Source organism: Chryseobacterium sp. HNCC26DJ238 (genome assembly GCF_057180465.1).
In genome coordinates, this window is the sequence record NZ_JBXUGI010000011.1 from 116226 (window position 1) to 133037 (window position 16812).

12 protein-coding genes are annotated in these 16812 nt (G+C 37.0%); 9 read left to right on the forward strand and 3 right to left on the reverse strand.

Features of this window, described 5'->3' with window-relative positions:
• Positions 1–23: 23 nt before the first annotated feature.
• Complete coding sequence (locus AC2A07_RS11965) at positions 24–1307, reverse strand: glycoside hydrolase 5 family protein (RefSeq protein ID WP_484050601.1); 1284 nt, start codon at positions 1305–1307, stop codon at positions 24–26.
• A 151-nt stretch (positions 1308–1458) separates the two neighbouring features.
• Here AC2A07_RS11965 and AC2A07_RS11970 point away from each other — a divergent pair, with 151 nt between their 5' ends.
• The 4 genes from AC2A07_RS11970 (at position 1459) to AC2A07_RS11985 (ending at position 8359) form a co-directional block, all read left to right on the forward strand.
• Entirely contained in the window at positions 1459–2337 is an 879-nt protein-coding gene (locus AC2A07_RS11970) for a helix-turn-helix domain-containing protein (protein WP_314495924.1), read from the forward strand.
• A gap of 379 nt (positions 2338–2716) precedes the next feature.
• Complete coding sequence (locus tag AC2A07_RS11975) at positions 2717–5665, forward strand: SusC/RagA family TonB-linked outer membrane protein (protein WP_484050602.1); 2949 nt, start codon at positions 2717–2719, stop codon at positions 5663–5665.
• A gap of 11 nt (positions 5666–5676) precedes the next feature.
• The gene (locus AC2A07_RS11980; protein WP_484050603.1) at positions 5677–7278 is read left to right on the forward strand and encodes a RagB/SusD family nutrient uptake outer membrane protein; all 1602 of its coding nucleotides are present in this window, start codon (positions 5677–5679) and stop codon (positions 7276–7278) included.
• Positions 7279–7288: 10 nt separating this feature from the next.
• Positions 7289–8359, forward strand: a complete 1071-nt coding sequence (locus tag AC2A07_RS11985; RefSeq protein ID WP_484050604.1) for an IPT/TIG domain-containing protein — start codon at positions 7289–7291, stop codon at positions 8357–8359.
• Positions 8360–8564: 205 nt separating this feature from the next.
• On the opposite strand, the gene AC2A07_RS11990 is transcribed toward AC2A07_RS11985, so the two are convergent.
• Entirely contained in the window at positions 8565–8954 is a 390-nt protein-coding gene (locus tag AC2A07_RS11990) for a nuclear transport factor 2 family protein (RefSeq protein WP_484050605.1), read from the reverse strand.
• A gap of 68 nt (positions 8955–9022) precedes the next feature.
• Positions 9023–9913: an MBL fold metallo-hydrolase gene (locus AC2A07_RS11995; RefSeq protein WP_484050606.1), complete on the reverse strand. Its 891-nt coding sequence runs from the start codon at positions 9911–9913 to the stop codon at positions 9023–9025.
• Positions 9914–10170: 257 nt separating this feature from the next.
• Between AC2A07_RS11995 and AC2A07_RS12000 the strand changes: the two genes are divergently transcribed.
• The 5 genes from AC2A07_RS12000 to AC2A07_RS12020 all read left to right on the forward strand — a co-directional run bounded on the left by AC2A07_RS12000 (position 10171) and on the right by AC2A07_RS12020 (position 16737).
• A complete protein-coding gene (locus tag AC2A07_RS12000; RefSeq protein ID WP_484050607.1) occupies positions 10171–10716 on the forward strand; it encodes a hypothetical protein in 546 nt (181 codons plus the stop codon).
• Positions 10717–11047: 331 nt separating this feature from the next.
• Positions 11048–13165, forward strand: coding sequence for a M13 family metallopeptidase (locus tag AC2A07_RS12005; RefSeq protein ID WP_484050608.1), 2118 nt, complete (start codon positions 11048–11050; stop codon positions 13163–13165).
• A 308-nt stretch (positions 13166–13473) separates the two neighbouring features.
• Positions 13474–13995, forward strand: a complete 522-nt coding sequence (locus tag AC2A07_RS12010; protein WP_484050609.1) for a hypothetical protein — start codon at positions 13474–13476, stop codon at positions 13993–13995.
• Between the two features lie 144 nt (positions 13996–14139).
• Positions 14140–14973 carry a helix-turn-helix domain-containing protein gene (locus tag AC2A07_RS12015; protein WP_484050610.1) on the forward strand — a complete coding sequence of 278 codons (834 nt, stop codon included), beginning with the start codon at positions 14140–14142 and terminating at the stop codon, positions 14971–14973.
• Positions 14974–15045: 72 nt separating this feature from the next.
• On the forward strand, positions 15046–16737 hold the full coding sequence (locus tag AC2A07_RS12020) for an alpha/beta hydrolase-fold protein (RefSeq protein WP_484050611.1): 1692 nt from the start codon (positions 15046–15048) through the stop codon (positions 16735–16737).
• Positions 16738–16812: the final 75 nt, after the last annotated feature.

A 16812-nucleotide genomic window follows, 5' to 3' on the forward strand; every position in this document is an offset into this window, starting at 1 on the left:
TTTTAAACCCGACATATATCAGTTTACGGTTTAGAATATTTTATAACAGTCTCCCATGTTGACTGATCAGAACTGAAAACTCCATTCAGCCCCTGCTCTTCCATCGGAGGATCACCCATGTATTCATCTCCCTTTTTCCAGTAGATTTGTCCCGGAATTGGTTTTGAAAATCCGTTGAAAGACCAGAAAGCACATCCGGCCAGGCTTCCTTTCCTGTTCTTATTATTTCCCCAAAGTCTGAGGACAGCATCATAATACCGGTCTCGTAATTTTGTGGAGCTGTTGATATCATAAGAATGATGGTCTCTGGGGAAGCCAAATTCTTCAAGTACCAATGGTTTTTTAAGTTCGCCAGCAATTTTGATGTGCCTTTCAATATAATTTAAGGACTTATTTTTTGCATTTTCAAATCCTGCTTCCATTTTATCTTTTTCAAACCATCCCCAGTTTTTCGGCCAGATATGGATGGTAAGATAATCTATGTTTTTATCCTGATGATTTTCTTTGTAAAGATCCATATTTTCAGTGCCCATTTCACCTTCGCTCCCTGTAGTAACCAGATGATTCGTATCAAGAGATTTTATGAAAGCAGCTGTATTTGAAATGAATTTTTTGTACGGTTCATTTGCATCGGGGCGCATCGGGCGAGGTTCGTTGGCAATTTCCCAAGCCATCAGGTTTTTATCTTTTTTATATAATTTACCGGTGACCGTATTTTTCCGGTTAACAATTCTTTTTACCTGCTCCAGATATTGTTCTATACATTCATTACAGGAATAAAATTTTGAAGTGTAATCTCTTAAGTCATCCCAATTAAGAGCACCTCTCATTTTTTCTTCGTCTATTTTTCCGTTCCAGTTAAGATATTGAAGCCATCCGCCACTCCATTCCCAGTTGTTGGAAAGAAAAAGGACTACTTTCATGTCTCTTTTCGAAACTTCCTTCATCAAAATATCCAGACCTTTCAAATTATCATCGTTAAATTTTCCGGGCTCATATTGAAAAGGGATATCCACACGATTCACTCCATTTATCTTCCCTGTCCCTTCAACCCCCACCAAGACACGGATATTGTTGATGTTTTTAGATTTCAGAAAATCAAGTTCTTTTCGAAGCCTTATAATTCCACGTTCCGGATTTTTTTCCAGACCAAGAAGAGAGGCATACCAAAAATTGGTTCCTACAAAATAATAGGCTTTATGTTTATACTGAAACTGATTGTTTTTTACCGATACAAACTTTTGTGCATTAACCGTAATTAAAGCTCCAAGCGTAATTAAAACAACACATTTTGATAAAAATTTCATTAAGATTTTTTATACTTTTATTAACATTTGCTTAATGTCAAATATATTTATGTAAGTTTGTATTATATAATACTATTTTGTCAATTTAGTATTCAAATTTGACAATAGGATCACAAAAAACTGTTTAACAAGTATTTAAAAAAGATACAAAATGAACAAAAATGAATCTATACTAAGAGAAATACCTACAATTTTACCTGATGAGACTTTCCTGATCTTTGACCGTATTAAAAAAACATTTGATTTTCCGTTACATTATCATCCTGAAATTGAAATCAATTTTATTTCCAAAGGAAAAGGAAATATCAGGGTAATTGGTGATCACATTGGAGAAATTGATGAACTGGAACTGGTTATGGTTGGTCCCTATTTACCGCATTGCTGGAATAATCATAAATCCAAATATAAAAGAATCCATGAAATCACGGTTCAGTTTAATAAAGATTTTTTTGATGAATCATTAATGAGCAGGAAAATCATGAGATCTATCGATGAATTATTACAAAAGTCAATAAGGGGAATATTATTTTCCCATGAAACTGCAGAAAAACTCAAAGACCGTTTTTTTAACCTTTCAAAGATGGAAGGCTTTGAAACCTTTTTAGAAATGCTTTATATACTGCACGAACTTTCTATTGCAGAAAACACGACCATCCTGTCCTCATACAGTATAGAGCATGAGACTTTTGCAGATACAGACAGCATGAAGCTGATTCACGATTTCGTACATAATAACTTTGATAAAAAAATAACCCTTGATGAAGTTGCATCGCTCACCAATATGAGCAGCGTCACTTTCAATCGTTTTATAAAGAAAAGAATTGGGAAAACTTTCGTGAATTACCTCAACGAAATCAGAGTAGGATATGCAGCCAGATGGCTTATAGAAAAGGACATAACGGTATCAGAAATAGCATTCGAATCGGGCTTTAACAACATTGCCAATTTTAATAAAATCTTTAAATCGATTCAGAAATCTACTCCTTCAGAATTTAAAGCAAAATTCAACGGCATCAAAAATATTCAATAACATTATCAAATCTCTTTTTTTAAAAAAAACACATTTTAATAACAAATTTGGTTAAATAAATCATGGCAAACTGTTCGTTTTTTACAATAAACCAAGGGAGTATTTGCCTGAAAAAATGAAAATCCGTTTTGTTTTTTCATTAAAATCAACATAATAGTATAAGCATACCCATCACTATTTACAATATAACTAATCAATAAAAACACTAAAAATCAATACATTACACTATAAAAAAAGTTAATCAATTAATTTATTGTAGAAAAAAGATAATATAATGACAAAATAACATTAACCGCTCATGCCGTCAAAATTTAGATTTGTCACTAATGTAAACTAATTATTAACTCAATTTTAACAATTATCTTTTTTCATTTTGATTATGAGAGTAATAAAACAAAATGTAGGCTATCCAATAGCACAAAATAAAGCGGCACTGTTTTTTGCGCTCGTTTTATTACCATTTGGGCTTACCAACGCACAGAGTAAAAAAGATACTCTGAAAGAAAAACAGATCGACGAAGTGGTAATTGTGGGCTATGGAACACAAAAAAGAAGCGATGTAAACTCATCTATCTCTTCTATTAAAGCCAAAGATCTGGAAAACATCAAGCAGACCTCAGTAGATCAAATGATACAGGGTAAGCTGTCCGGTGTTACTGTAACGAATGGGAGCGGGCAGCCCGGTGCCGCTGTTTCGATTAAAATCAGGGGATCGGCGTCGATCAATAACAGTAACGAACCGCTTTATATTATAGACGGTGTTCCGATTTCTGGTGATGCAACAGGAAGAACGACATCGGGAAGGCCTATCGCAGGAAATGATTTTTCCTCAACCGGGGGATCTGGAAATGTAGCTGTTTCTCCTGTTTCTTTCCTTAATCCCAATGATATAGAATCTATCGATGTTCTTAAAGATGCTTCTGCAACTGCAATCTACGGATCCAGAGGAGCTAACGGGGTTATCATCATTACAACGAAATCCGGTAAAAAAGGAGCAGGAAAGATAAGCTACGAAGGATTTACTTCAATTTCAGAAAATTATAAAGATTTAGATGTTTTAAATCTACGCCAATATGCGCAATTGCAAAATGCTATGGCTTCGGTATTCAACGTTCCATTGCGTCCCGAATTTGCACATCCTGAATTACTTGGAGAAGGAACGGATTGGCAGAAAACCATTTATCAAACATCGATCAGCCAAAGTCATCAACTCTCTTTTTCCGGAGGAAAAGAGGATGTCAACTACTTTTTATCTACAGGTTTTCTGGATCAGACAGGTACAATTATTAACACAGGCCTGAAGCGGTATACTATAAGATTAAACCTAAATGCTAAAGTTAAACCTTGGCTGAGGGTTGGTGCTAACATTTCAGGTGGGTTCAGCAATCAGAATTACACCATCAACCAGAGTTATAACGGATTAATTTCCAACACATTATTACAGGCTCCGGATTTACCGGTTTATAATTCTGACGGGACATTTGCCTCTCCTCCTGCAGGACAAAATGTGAACTATTTCAACCCGGTTGCAGAAGCTCTGACTAAAGTAAACAAACTGATCCGAAAAAATTTCAGCGGAAATGTATATGGAGAAGCTGATCTTTTTAAAGGTCTGAAATACCGTGTGGAATTATCTGCCAATACAGAATTTGCAGAGAACACAGAATTTGCCCCGCAGTTTGACAGAGGTTCACAATATAATATTGATGCTGATTTGTGGTTAAGAGATAATGATTGGTATTCTACCAATATCAAAAATTTATTAACCTATGACCGATCTTTCGGCAGGCACAAAGTCACTCTACTAGTAGGGCAAGAAGCTTTAGATTCCCAATGGAAAGGAAATACAGGTGAAGGGCACGGTTTCAAATCCAATGATATTTATACTCTTGCTATGGCCACCACGACCAAGGCAACCAGTTATAAAGGCAGTGCTTCTCTAAGCTCTTATTTCTCCAGATTAATCTATGACTTTGATAACAGGTACAGCATGACCGCTTCCATACGAAGAGATCAGTCATCTAAATTTGAGCCCACTTACAATGACGGAAAAAATCAAGTTGGATATTTTCCTGGAATTACAGGCTCCTGGAAGGTAACGAATGAAAAATTCATGGGATGGATCCCGGAGAATGTGGTCAGCAATCTTAAATTTCGTGCAGGATACGGAGAAACCGGTAATCAGCAGATTCCAAATAACCTATATGCATCGCAGCTTACCATTTATAATAATCCCGCATTCCAGAACAATCCGGATTTAAAATGGGAAACAGTGAGACAATCAAACTTTGGAGTAGATGTTACTTTATTTAAAAGATTAAATGTTAATGTAGATCTGTACAATAAAAAATCTTCTGATTTATTATTCAAAGTGCCTTTAGCAGATTATCTTACAGGCGGCTCATCTTTTTACGGAGGGATAGAAGCACCTTACTCCAACATAGGAAGTTTACAGAACAAAGGTCTGGACATAACGGCTAATTATGAAACAGGAGGAGACATTTTTAAATGGAGTACCAATTTTGTGTTTTCAAAATATAAAAACGAATTATTAAGCCTTGTTAATGGACTGGATGAAATAACTGAACAGGTTAATATCAACGGTTATCTTCCAATGGTTGCTACCAATACTGTAATAGGGCAGCCAATCGGAATGTTTTACGGCCTGAAAAGTGACGGAATCTACAGAAATTCTGCTGATCTGGCTGGTGCGCCGGCAACTGTGTTTGGCTCTGCTCCGCAATTGGGAGATGTAAAATATGCCGACATCAATGGTGACGGAAAAATCGACGATGAGGACAGAACGATTATCGGAAATCCTCATCCTGATTTCACATTCGGATTTACCAACAACTTTAAATATAAAAACTTTGACCTATCTGTTTTTGTACAGGGCTCTGTAGGAAATGATGTTATGAATCTTACCAAAAGAAACGGAACTCAAAATGCAATGATGTACCAGAACCAATTGGTTGATGCATTGGATTACTGGAGTGCAGAAAATCCAAATGCCAGCCAGCCGAGACTGATCAACAGCATTACCCATCCGAACATTATGATCTCTGACCGATATGTAGAAAAGGGAGATTATGTAAGAATACAGAATGTGACATTCGGCTATACATTGTCGCCTGATTTTGCATCAAAAATCGGGGTAACAAGGCTTAGAATTTATGCAACTGCTCAAAACCTCTTTACCATAACCAAATATTCAGGTTACGATCCGGAAATCGGCTCCTTTAACCAGAATATCCTGCTATCAGGAATTGACAATGGCAGATACCCATCTCCAAGAACATATACATTTGGTGTTAACTTAGATTTTTAATTTTTAAAATTATGAAAACCTTATATACTTTAAACCTAAAAAAGATGGCAACCATAGCGCTGCTGTTCGGGTCAATGGTTTCTTGCAGCAATGATTTTACAGACAGACCATCGGAAGACTCGATTGATACCGGTAATTACTATCAAACTGACGAGCAGGTAAATGCCGCCACAGATGCCTTATATTACAAAACATGGTTTCAGTTTAATAATAAATTTTTCTACGCAATAGCAGAGGTAGGATCCGGTAATATGTATACCAATTCTTCTGATGTGAATGCCATGAGAAATTTTTCCATAACTTCTGTAGATCCTGAAATGAATGCGGGATGGCAGTCACTTTGGGCAAATGTAGCGCAGGCCAATTTTCTGATCAATAACTTAAAGACCCTGGCAAAACCCGGAGTTAGCCAGCCTGTCATTGATAATGTGTTGGGAGAAGCTTATTTTATGAGGGCCACCGCCTATTTTTACCTGGTAAGACTATGGGGCCCGGTTCCTATTATTGTCAACAACCTCAACAGTTCAGCCAATCCACAAATAAATACCAATCGGGTTGATGATGTGTACGAACTGATCAGGAGAGATTACACACAGGCTATCGGACTTCTGAACAGCAAGGTAAGAGGAGCAAGCTACGCAAGTAACGCCAAAGTTTCCAAAGGTTCTGCAAAAGCGATGCTTGCAAAAGTTTATCTCTATAATAAAAATTACGCAAAGGCAAAAGAACTGGCAGAAGAGGTGATCAACAGCGGAGAATTTAAACTTTTAGGAGGTACATCCCAATATTCTCTGACAGGAAAATCTTTCGGTGATCTTTTCAAATATGCCAATAACAATAACGAAGAATCTATTTTTGCATTGCAGTGGAGAACCGACGCCAACTATGGTTCTGGTAACAACTGCAACACACAATTTGGAATAAGTAACGGAACACTTTCCACCTCGAATGCTTCTTATGGCGGCGTATTTGCACCATCCCAGGATATACTATCACTGTATGATGCAAACGATGTACGAAGAAATGAGACTTTAATGCTTCCCGGAAATACTTATGCTGATATCAAAGTAAAAGAAGGTAATACATTTAAAGTAGGATTTACCGTTCCGGCAGCGACTCTGATTGGAGGCCAGGGATCTGGTGCTGCAATCAAAAAGTATTGCATTGGTATCGAAAACGGAAATTCTACAGGCTCTGTAGACGCCTTTGCAATGATGAATAACAATACCTATATCATGAGATATGCAGAATTGTTACTGATCCACGCAGAAGCAGTTCTGGCAGGTGGCGGATCTACTTCTAACGCCGTTGCACTTACCTCTTACAATGCCGTAAGAAACAGGGCCGGACTTTCTGCAGTGACCTCTTTCACTTTTGATGATTTGTTTAAAGAAAGAAGAAAAGAGCTGGCATTTGAGGGAGACTATTGGTTTGATTTAGGAAGAATTCCACGCGCTCAGGCTATTACGATCATGTCTGCCCAGAACAGGGGAAATATGTTCAGTCCAGAATATTTCACCCCGGATAACAGTGATTTTACATTACCGTATCCTGCTAACGATGTGGCGAAGAATCCAAAATTATTAGAACCTCCTGTTCCTTATCAATTCTAAAACTTCAATTATGAAAAATTTAAATCTAAAAAACTTTATAAAAGTATTTTTACTTTTTCTTACTGCAACCTTATGGTCTGCCTGCAGTAATGATGACAATGAGGAAAATGGAACCAGTAATCCATCCATAGAATTTGTTGCAGCATCAGTAAACACAGACGGTTCTCCCAGCAATCTTACTCCTACCACTGTAGGATTTGCCAACAATACCTATGTTATAAGAGGAAAAGGCTTCTCTAACCTCAAAAATATCTACTTCAATAATTATGAATCTTATTTTAATCCAACTTTGGTGACCGATAACAATATTATTGTAAGTATTAACGAAAAAACACCTTATTCTAACGTCAACAACAAGCTAAAACTGGTTACCGCATCGGGGACCGTAGAATATGATTTTGTCATTGCTCCGCCGGCACCTTTATTTAACGGTTTCCAGTCTGTAAATGCTGCTGATGGTTCCAGTATTATCATCAAAGGAAATTATTTTGTAAACCCTACGGTAAAAGTAGGCGATACACAGGCAACAATAGTTTCATCTACTCTTACTCAAATTACGGCCACTTTACCAGCGGGTTCCCAAGGCAAAAAGGTTTCGGTAACCACACTCTCCGGAACGGTTACTTACAGTTCTCAGGTAGGAACCTCAATTTACGATGATATTTTCTATGGTGGGGTCACCAATTCGACATGGGCAGGAGATACTTATAATATTGCCTACAGTACAGATGCTGCCAATATTATGCAGGGAGATAAAGCGATTAAATGGAATGCGAAGGCTTTCTCTGCATTTCAAATGGATAATTCTCCCTCAATACCGGCCAACGCAAAAGGAATAAGATTTTATGCTAAAGCTAAAACCGCAGGTGCTACGAATGGTGTAAGGCTCATTCTGAATTACAGTTGGACAACAACACCCTCGATCACCATAGGAGAAGTATACAAATACTACGAAATTCCCTTTACAGGAGCTAATGGTTTTGGATTATCCGCAACTCCATCGACCATGAATCTAACTTTAAACCACAATACAGGGGTTGAAAACGAAATTTATCTAGACGATATCGGTTACTATTATTAATCGCAATTTAACATTTCATATTTTCAAAACGCCATTTCTGTCAGAAGAAATGGCGTTTTTATTTAGGTGACAGAAAATTTCTTTTGATATTTATCCGTCCGTTTAGTATTATAATAATTAAAGTATATGAAATTAAATTTTATTAATAAAAACGGTTTCGGAAATTAAACATAATGGGAGATGAATATAAAATTACACCGGCAATTTATTTCATTGCATCATTAACCGTCTGACTGTCGACAAACTGCTCAAAACTGATAATCTTCCCATCTTTTAATTTCCAGATATGAGCGACTCTGGCTGTAAATGACTTACCAGTGATTTTATTCGTTCCTGTATAAGCTCCATATGCCACCACTTTATCATCACCTGCCACATAATCTTCAGGAGTGAATGTATAGTCGATCCATTCACTTCCTAATCTTGCAAAAACATTTTTTGTAATGCTTTCCAGGCCGATGTAAGTTCCTGCGTAAGGGAAACCTTTGGCTTCGGTCCATGATATATATTCAGCAGCATATCTCGCTAAATTTGCGCCGTTCTCTTCTGAAGTTTTACCTTCGTAGGTACTTTTTACAATTTCAAGATTTGTCATTTTACAGGGTTTTAAAGAACAGCCTGAAAATATAGATAATAGGACCAGGCTGATCACTGTTTTAAATTTTACCATTTCATTTCTCCTGTATTCACTTTGGCCCCAAGCTGCAGGGCTGCTTCAAAAGTAAGGGTCGGATATTTTGTTTTGACTGCTGTAATTAATGCTTCTGAACTCCTGTTATGTTTCAGTGCTTCTTCATAAAACAGGATATAGCTTTTGGTATGTTTCACCGATGCAATATCGAAGGAAGAATCTGAATTTGTATGGGCAGGAATTACAATTTCCGGATGCAGAGCTTCTATTTTATCAAGAACCGTGATCCATTCTCTGCGTATTTCAGGAGTCTGTGCATCTGCCATCCAGAGATTAAAATTGGTTCCGAAAACATTAATTCCGCCAACGACTGCCTTTACAGAAGGAATCCATACAAAAGTTTTTGACGGAAATTCTTCCAGACCCCGGATTTCCAGTTTCTGACCTTCGAGTTCAATACTGTTTCCTTTGACTACCTGTGGCAGTACAACATTGGATGTGATTGCCTTACCTAATCTCTCTCCCCATACATCAAGCTTCTTCTGAGAGGTAGCTTTGATGGATTCTACTGTTGCAGGAGATGCGTAAGCAGTAACCTCCGGAAAATATTTTTTGAATACCTCCAGCCCGAAGTAGAAATCAGGATCAGTGTGGGAAATATAGATGGCTTCCAGTTTCTTACCTGAATGCCTGATTTCCTTCGCTACTTTTTCTGCATCTTCCAAAGTAAACTGAGCATCAATCAGTACAGCATCAGTCTTTCCTGATATAATTACTGATGTAATACCAAAACTTTCTTCTGATGCGTTGTAAACCTGTAATTTTAGATTGCCTGCTTCAATGGTTCTGAAACTTTTTGCCTGTGATTCCATATTGAATAATAGTAAGATGATTATAAATACTGTTGAGATAATTGATTTCATTTAAAATCAGTTTTTCTTCGTTGATGCAAAGATGCGTTGATTTTAAAGCCAGAAACATTGAACAAGTTCAATAAATTGATAACTCAAATTCTACAGTCTCTATTCATCATAAAAAGGAATAATCAATCCAGCAGTATTTATTTTCAGAAAGTTTTTAACATAGAAATGTAATAGACAAGTACATTACAATGAATATGCATGAAATATTACCCAGACAAAATCTTTTTTTTTAGCTTTACCATAGAAAAGCTGTAAAAATGAATCCAATCTATGAGGAGTTTTATGTACATGGCAACAGTGCTCCTTTTATAAAGAAACTCTGGATTGTCAGCAATCCTGAGGATTGCCCGTCACTGTTAAATAAAGGCATCCCTCCAAACGGCTGTTTCACCATCGCAGTCGTTCAGGGAAAAGGTTTGTGCGTAAAACATAAAAACCGTGTTACAAATTTAGCGGAAGGCATTTATTTCTGCGGTCATATTACCGAGATGCTCTACATTGATATTTTTTCAGGAACGAAAGCAACCATGATCCAGCTTTTTCCCTGGACGCCTGCATACTTTGGAATCTCTGATGCTCATTTTTTTGCCGATAAGATCTTTTCTGCCCACGAAATTACCCCGCTAAAAACCTTGGATTTAAGCAAAATGATTGGTTTAAGCAATACACTGATCTGTCATTATATAACAAAAGCCTTTATTCCTTTTTTCAGAAGCAACAGCAATACAGCCCTGATCAGTACAAGTATACAGATGATTATTGCCGGAAAAGGAAATATAACAGTATCACTGCTGGCTAAGTAAGTTCACTGTTCTGTACGCCAGCTCCAGAAATTGTTTAAAAATTTTATAGGAATAAGTCCAAAACTTTTCATCAGAATTATTAATGTGCGGGAAGCACTGGATGATATTGTTTATCCAGGCTTTTTTTCTCCGAATATGACTCAACTTGCTCTCTCACACGGATATTATGACTAGCCCCATTTTAACCGAACATTTTCTTCATTTATAAAAACAACACCAAAGAATTTCGTCAGCGAAGATTATCTGCTTACGATAAAAAATAAGTAACTGTTCGCATTTATACAATCACAGATATCAATGTTGAGGTATCTTAGCCGCTAAAATTAATAAAATGATCAGACCAGCCACATGTAAGGACTTATTCTCAGAATCCTGTAAAACAGTATTGATGATCACAGGAAAGATTGGCTTAAGAATGGCTCGAATATGTGCTCTGATAACACCCTTTCTCTGTATTGATGCTCAAATACACAAATCAGCTTTGGCTAAACCTGCTGCAGGAGATTGGGGAATTGAGACCCGGTTTATAAGCAAATCTGTTTCACCCGGTAACGATTTCTACACCTATGTGAATGACGGCTGGTTAAAGTCCGTCATGATTCCGGCGGGAGCCTCAGGATTTAACAGTTATACGGAAGCTAAAGATAAAATTGACAAGCGGTTATCGGATCTCATCCGTGAAGGATCAAAGACCGAAGGTTATACAGAGAATCCTTCTCTGAAACAGGTCAATGAAGTTTACGCAGGTTATCTTGACACCGATCATATGGATCATTTGGGACTGATGCCGATTCAGAAAGATCTTAATGAGATCCTGTCCTTACGTACTTATGATGATGTTGCAAAATGGATGGCAAATCCTAAATCCTTTTCAATTATAACGATTCATACAGGACCTGCTCTGACTGACAGAAGCAAATTTTTGGTCACCCTCACTGAAAGTGGTCTTGGTTTACCCTCTCCTGACTGGTATCTGAAAAAAGACGGCCCTTACCCAGAACACCGGAAAGCCTATCGAGAATATATCATCCGAACCTTTAAACTTGCCGGAATTTCTGATGCTGAAAAGCGTGCTGATGATATCCTTGAAATGGAGACCCGATTAGCAGAATTGCAGTGGACCCCTTCACAAATGCGTGATACTAAAATAAACTCACATGTTATATCTGTTTCTGAATTGAATATCTATGCTCCGGGTTTCCCCTGGAAAACATTTTTAATGGAAAGAAAGGTTGATGATGTAAGCAATGTGATCCTGCAGGCAGACTCAGCGATAAGAGCAAAAGCTGCACTGTTTGCAGATACCTCTGTAAATATCTGGTCATCTTATTTAGCCTTTCACTGGATTGTTAACCACTCTACTGTTCTGTCCCGGGAATTCCGTAAAAATCATTTTGATTTCTATGGCACTCAGTTAAGTGGGATCGCTGCTGATGCCCCACGAGAACAGAAATCAATTCAGTATGTCTATAACCGATTAGGTCAGTTGGTCGGGAAACTGTATGTAGAACGATATTTCCCTGTAGAAAATCTGGAAAAAATACAGGATCTGGTGAAATATATTCGAAAAGCATTTGCAGCCAGGATAGAAAAACTGGACTGGTTAGATGAAACCACAAGAAAAGAAGCTGTAGCCAAACTGGAAGCAGTAACTGTAAGAATCGGGTATCCTGACGTCTGGCGTGATTACTCATCCTTAAGGTTTGACCGAAAAAATCCTGTTGCCAATGAGCAACTTATCGCAAATGCCAATTGGGACTATGAACGATCTCTCCTCGACAGGACTTTTTCAGGCAGAGACTGGTACCAGGTTCCTCAGACAGTGGATGCGACAAGCAGTAAACTGTACAATTCAATAGAATTTCCGGCAGGCATTCTGCAGCCTTTGTTTTTTGATCCATACGCAGATCCTGCAGTTAATTTCGGTGCGATCGGTGCGATAATCGGGCATGAGTTAGGCCATTGTTTTGACGACCAGGGATCACAGTTTGACGGTCAGGGAATCATGCGCGACTGGTGGACCGGGAAGACCAGAAAACAATTTGAAAGCAGAACCCAACTCCTCGTCGAACAATATAACGGCTACTCTCCTTTAGATGGAATATACATCAACGGAAAGCAGACACTTGGAGAAAATATAGGTGATCTGACCGGAGCAGCTGTTGCCTATGAAGCCTATCAACTGTACCGTAAAGATCATCCTGCAAGTATAAAAAAGCTCAATGGATATACACCGGATCAACGCTATTTTTTATCATTTGCACAGATTAACCGCAGTCTTTACACTCCGGAAGCCTACCGCAAAACAATACTACAGGATTATCATGCTCCTGCAGATTACCGGGTGAACGGAGTTGTCAGAAACCTTGATGCATGGTATAAGGCTTTCCATATCAGCCCTAAAGATAAACTTTACCTGAAACCTGAAGACAGGGTTAGAATCTGGTGATGATACGGAGTATGAAAATAGATTCTACAGACCTTATCAGCCAGCGACATTATTGATTGAAGAATAGTATCAAAAATTTTTCATTAAAAACAATGGCAGTATTTCAATTTAATTTCAATCCATTGATAATCTTCCTATCTTTATCATCAAAGGTTCATCATAGTAAACAGGATCAAAATTGATTACCTGTACATAGAATCAATACCTCCGTAAATCATCAAACAAGGTCTGAAAATAAAAATCTAAGGATTATGCTGAGCAAAAATTATCGAGAGCTTTTGTTGAAAAAAGTTAATCTGATTAAAAAAATGACACTTGGAATAATCGGGTTTTGTATCGTATTTATGATAATCGCTGCATACACTGTCTTTTATTATACCTATTCTACTTTCGGTACTATAAATATCAGTTCCTATTTCATACTATTCGGAATCATTTTTTTTACCATTACAGGCCTGTTGATGAAATCTTTTTTTAAAAGCTACAACAAAGTCATTACTTCAATGAATGATGAAGACCTGGAAACATTGGAAAATCTCGGTGAATCACGATCATGGATAGAAAAATACCTTCCCTCTTTCATCATTTATTCCGGGAAAATAAGAATTTTCAAACTGTATCATCAGCCGGATCTAGCTTTTACTGATCTGACTAAACTTTCAATCCGTCCCAATTATTTCACCAAGGGCAGGCAAAACAAACTGGTCATTTTCAGGAAATCAAACGGAAAAACCAGTTTTTTCAGTATTGACAGCAACCCTATTCAGCATCAACACCTTATTGAAAGGGCATTGACCTATAATCCCAAGATAATAATAAAAGACAGATAGGTTTTCCTTAACCGGTTGACAGAGTCAGCAACCATAATATCTTTTAACTATTTGGTTATGAACCAAGAATTATTTCTCTTTTGTTACATTTTTTTTGAAAATGGACTCTTAATCTCAGTATATTGGTCAATACTATTTCTAAAAATGGATTTAACTCCATCACACCCAATGGCAGACCTATTCAAAACTTTCAAACCGGAAAACATATTGATCAAAAAGTATGTGGATTACTATTATATAGATATAAAACCGGATAATGACAGCTGCGAATTTCAATGTTTCCCTCATTTTAACAATACAGTATCACTTTATAAATCGCATCTGCGATTAGATAACGGAGACGTTATTTACAGCGGTACTGACACAGCATTACAGATATTTACACCGATCAGGCAGAAAGTACTGAATGTAAGACAGACCGGGAAGGTTCATAGAATTGTAATTGTTTTTCATCCTTTGGGAATTCAGCAGTTTTATAAAGAACTCAATTTCGCTGATTACATAACTGATTTTGATTTTTTTAAATGCAGTGAATTAAGAGATCTTTTTTCTACCACAGAAACAGATCGTTTGACCGTTTTACTTGACACATTTTTAGAGCAGAGATTTAATTGTACTGAACATTCGATCATCCATCGGTCTGTAGCGTATATATTCCGAAATTACGAGAATTTTTCTGTCACAGACCTTTCAGAAGATCTTGGCATCAGCAGACAGCATCTGAATAGAAATTTCAGATCACAGTTAGGGGTTTCCGTTAAAAAATTCCACGAAATTATGGTATTCAGAATGACCGTCAATCATAAATTATTTGAAAATCCCGGCAGAAATTTTACGGAACTTGCCCATGAGTTTAATTACAATGACCAGTCACACCTTAATAAAGCTTATAAAAATTTCACCGAAAACTCACCGAAAAGCTTTTTTAATAAAGGGACTGTCTTAGGAACGGAGGATACTTTCTGGTGCCTGCGGTGATAAAGAAATAACGTTCCATTTTTACAAGTTTTCATCGCTTCTTCTCTTTAGCTTTGCCGTTAAAATGTTTTTATGAGATTTTATATAACATTGAGTTTACTTTTGATCAGTTTCACTGCAAGAGGACAGGAGAATTACTCAACATTAACGCAGCGGGCCCTGGAAACCATGTGGAAATCAAAAGATGAAGCAGGTTACAGAAAAGCATTGGATATGTATGAAGAAGCTTTCAGAATGTATCCTGACAGTATTGATGGAACAGGACTTTACAAATCTTCGGTTATTGCTTCCGAACTGACAGATTATGAAAAGGCTTTCAGATATCTTACGCCACTGGCAAAAATGAACACCGATGAGGACGGTTATCCGGGCTGGAGCTATATCATCGGAGAATCCGCAGAGAGTGAATATAAAAACCTTCTTAAAGATCCGAGATGGGCCGTTTTAAGACAAAATGCTGTCAAGGATAAGGAAAATTTTTATAAAAATTTAAAGAAGACTGAAGAGGAGTTTTTTAAGATCAATACTTATTCTCCGGATGAAAATCAGGACGGAAAAATGCTGTACACTTATTTAAAAAATTACAATCCGTTTTTATCAAAAAATCAACAGAATTATTCTGTTACATTTAAAGTAAATGATTCTGCTAAAACTTCTTATCTCATTCATTTACCGCAACATTACGATCCTCAAAAAAAATATCCACTACTCTTTTTTCTTCATGGTGCGGTGAAGGTAAATGTACTGAGCGATTATCAGATGGAGCAGGAAAACCTGGGAGGATGGAACAGGTTTTATACAAAATATGCAGATGTAAGCGATGTGATTCTGGTTTTCCCGAAAGGCAGTAAAAAATACAATTGGATGAATCCGGATGATGGTTTTTTTATGATACCTGATATGTTGAAAAAAATTAAGAAAACGATTAATGTTGACGACAATAAAGTTTTCATTTCCGGGCACTCTAACGGGGCAACAGGGTCCTTTTCTTACCTGATGAAAGATCCTGCTGCGTTTGCAGGCTTCTATGGTTTCAATACCTATCCAAAAGTCTTCACCGGTGGAACTTTTATTGAGAATATCAAAAACCGATCATTCATTAATTTTTCTACTGATAAAGATTATTACTATCCTCCTGATGCCAATGATCACCTTACCAGGCTTATGAAAGGAATAAATGCAGATTATAATGACTACCGGTACAACGGATTTCCTCACTGGTTCCCTCAGTTTGATGAATCTGAACCTGCCTACCAGATACTTTTTAAAGATCTGAAAAACCGAACGAGAAATCCGTTCCCCAAAGAAATTTCCTGGGAATTTGACAATGATAAATACGGAAATGTCGATTGGCTTTCTGACATAAAACTTGATACTCTGAAATCAAAAGCTATCTGGCATAAAGAATTGAACTTTACGATAACAGAATGGTTAAAATATGATAAAAATGACAGTCTGCAGGTAGAAAAAGTTAATAAAAATGCTTTTGATTTTAAAAGAAATTCCGGGAAAATAGTGATTACTTATGAAAATAATATTTTCCACGCTAAAACTTCCCGCCTGCAATCATTTTACATTAATATCTCTCCGGAAATGATCGACATCCACAAAAAAGTCAGAGTATATGTGAATGGAAAACTGTATTTCAATAAAAAAATTAAGTACGATAAGAAAATGATGCTGCAAAATTTTGAGATCAACAGAGACCGTGAACAGATTTGGATAAATCGCATCAAAATACATATAGCAGATACACCCGTCTGAAAACATATATTTAAAGAATTGACATCTGATGTTCTCTTTAAAACACAACATAATATCCTCTTTCAGGCAATCCAC

What these genes read in the sequence shown, in the direction of transcription:
- AC2A07_RS11965 (WP_484050601.1), bottom strand. Translation starts at nt 1,307, where the DNA reads ATGAAATTTTTATCAAAATGTGTTGTTTTAATTACGCTTGGAGCTTTA.
- AC2A07_RS11970 (WP_314495924.1), top strand. Translation starts at nt 1,459, where the DNA reads ATGAACAAAAATGAATCTATACTAAGAGAAATACCTACAATTTTACCT.
- AC2A07_RS11975 (WP_484050602.1), top strand. Translation starts at nt 2,717, where the DNA reads ATGAGAGTAATAAAACAAAATGTAGGCTATCCAATAGCACAAAATAAA.
- AC2A07_RS11980 (WP_484050603.1), top strand. Translation starts at nt 5,677, where the DNA reads ATGAAAACCTTATATACTTTAAACCTAAAAAAGATGGCAACCATAGCG.
- AC2A07_RS11985 (WP_484050604.1), top strand. Translation starts at nt 7,289, where the DNA reads ATGAAAAATTTAAATCTAAAAAACTTTATAAAAGTATTTTTACTTTTT.
- AC2A07_RS11990 (WP_484050605.1), bottom strand. Translation starts at nt 8,954, where the DNA reads ATGACAAATCTTGAAATTGTAAAAAGTACCTACGAAGGTAAAACTTCA.
- AC2A07_RS11995 (WP_484050606.1), bottom strand. Translation starts at nt 9,913, where the DNA reads ATGAAATCAATTATCTCAACAGTATTTATAATCATCTTACTATTATTC.
- AC2A07_RS12000 (WP_484050607.1), top strand. Translation starts at nt 10,171, where the DNA reads ATGAATCCAATCTATGAGGAGTTTTATGTACATGGCAACAGTGCTCCT.
- AC2A07_RS12005 (WP_484050608.1), top strand. Translation starts at nt 11,048, where the DNA reads ATGATCAGACCAGCCACATGTAAGGACTTATTCTCAGAATCCTGTAAA.
- AC2A07_RS12010 (WP_484050609.1), top strand. Translation starts at nt 13,474, where the DNA reads ATGACACTTGGAATAATCGGGTTTTGTATCGTATTTATGATAATCGCT.
- AC2A07_RS12015 (WP_484050610.1), top strand. Translation starts at nt 14,140, where the DNA reads ATGGATTTAACTCCATCACACCCAATGGCAGACCTATTCAAAACTTTC.
- AC2A07_RS12020 (WP_484050611.1), top strand. Translation starts at nt 15,046, where the DNA reads ATGAGATTTTATATAACATTGAGTTTACTTTTGATCAGTTTCACTGCA.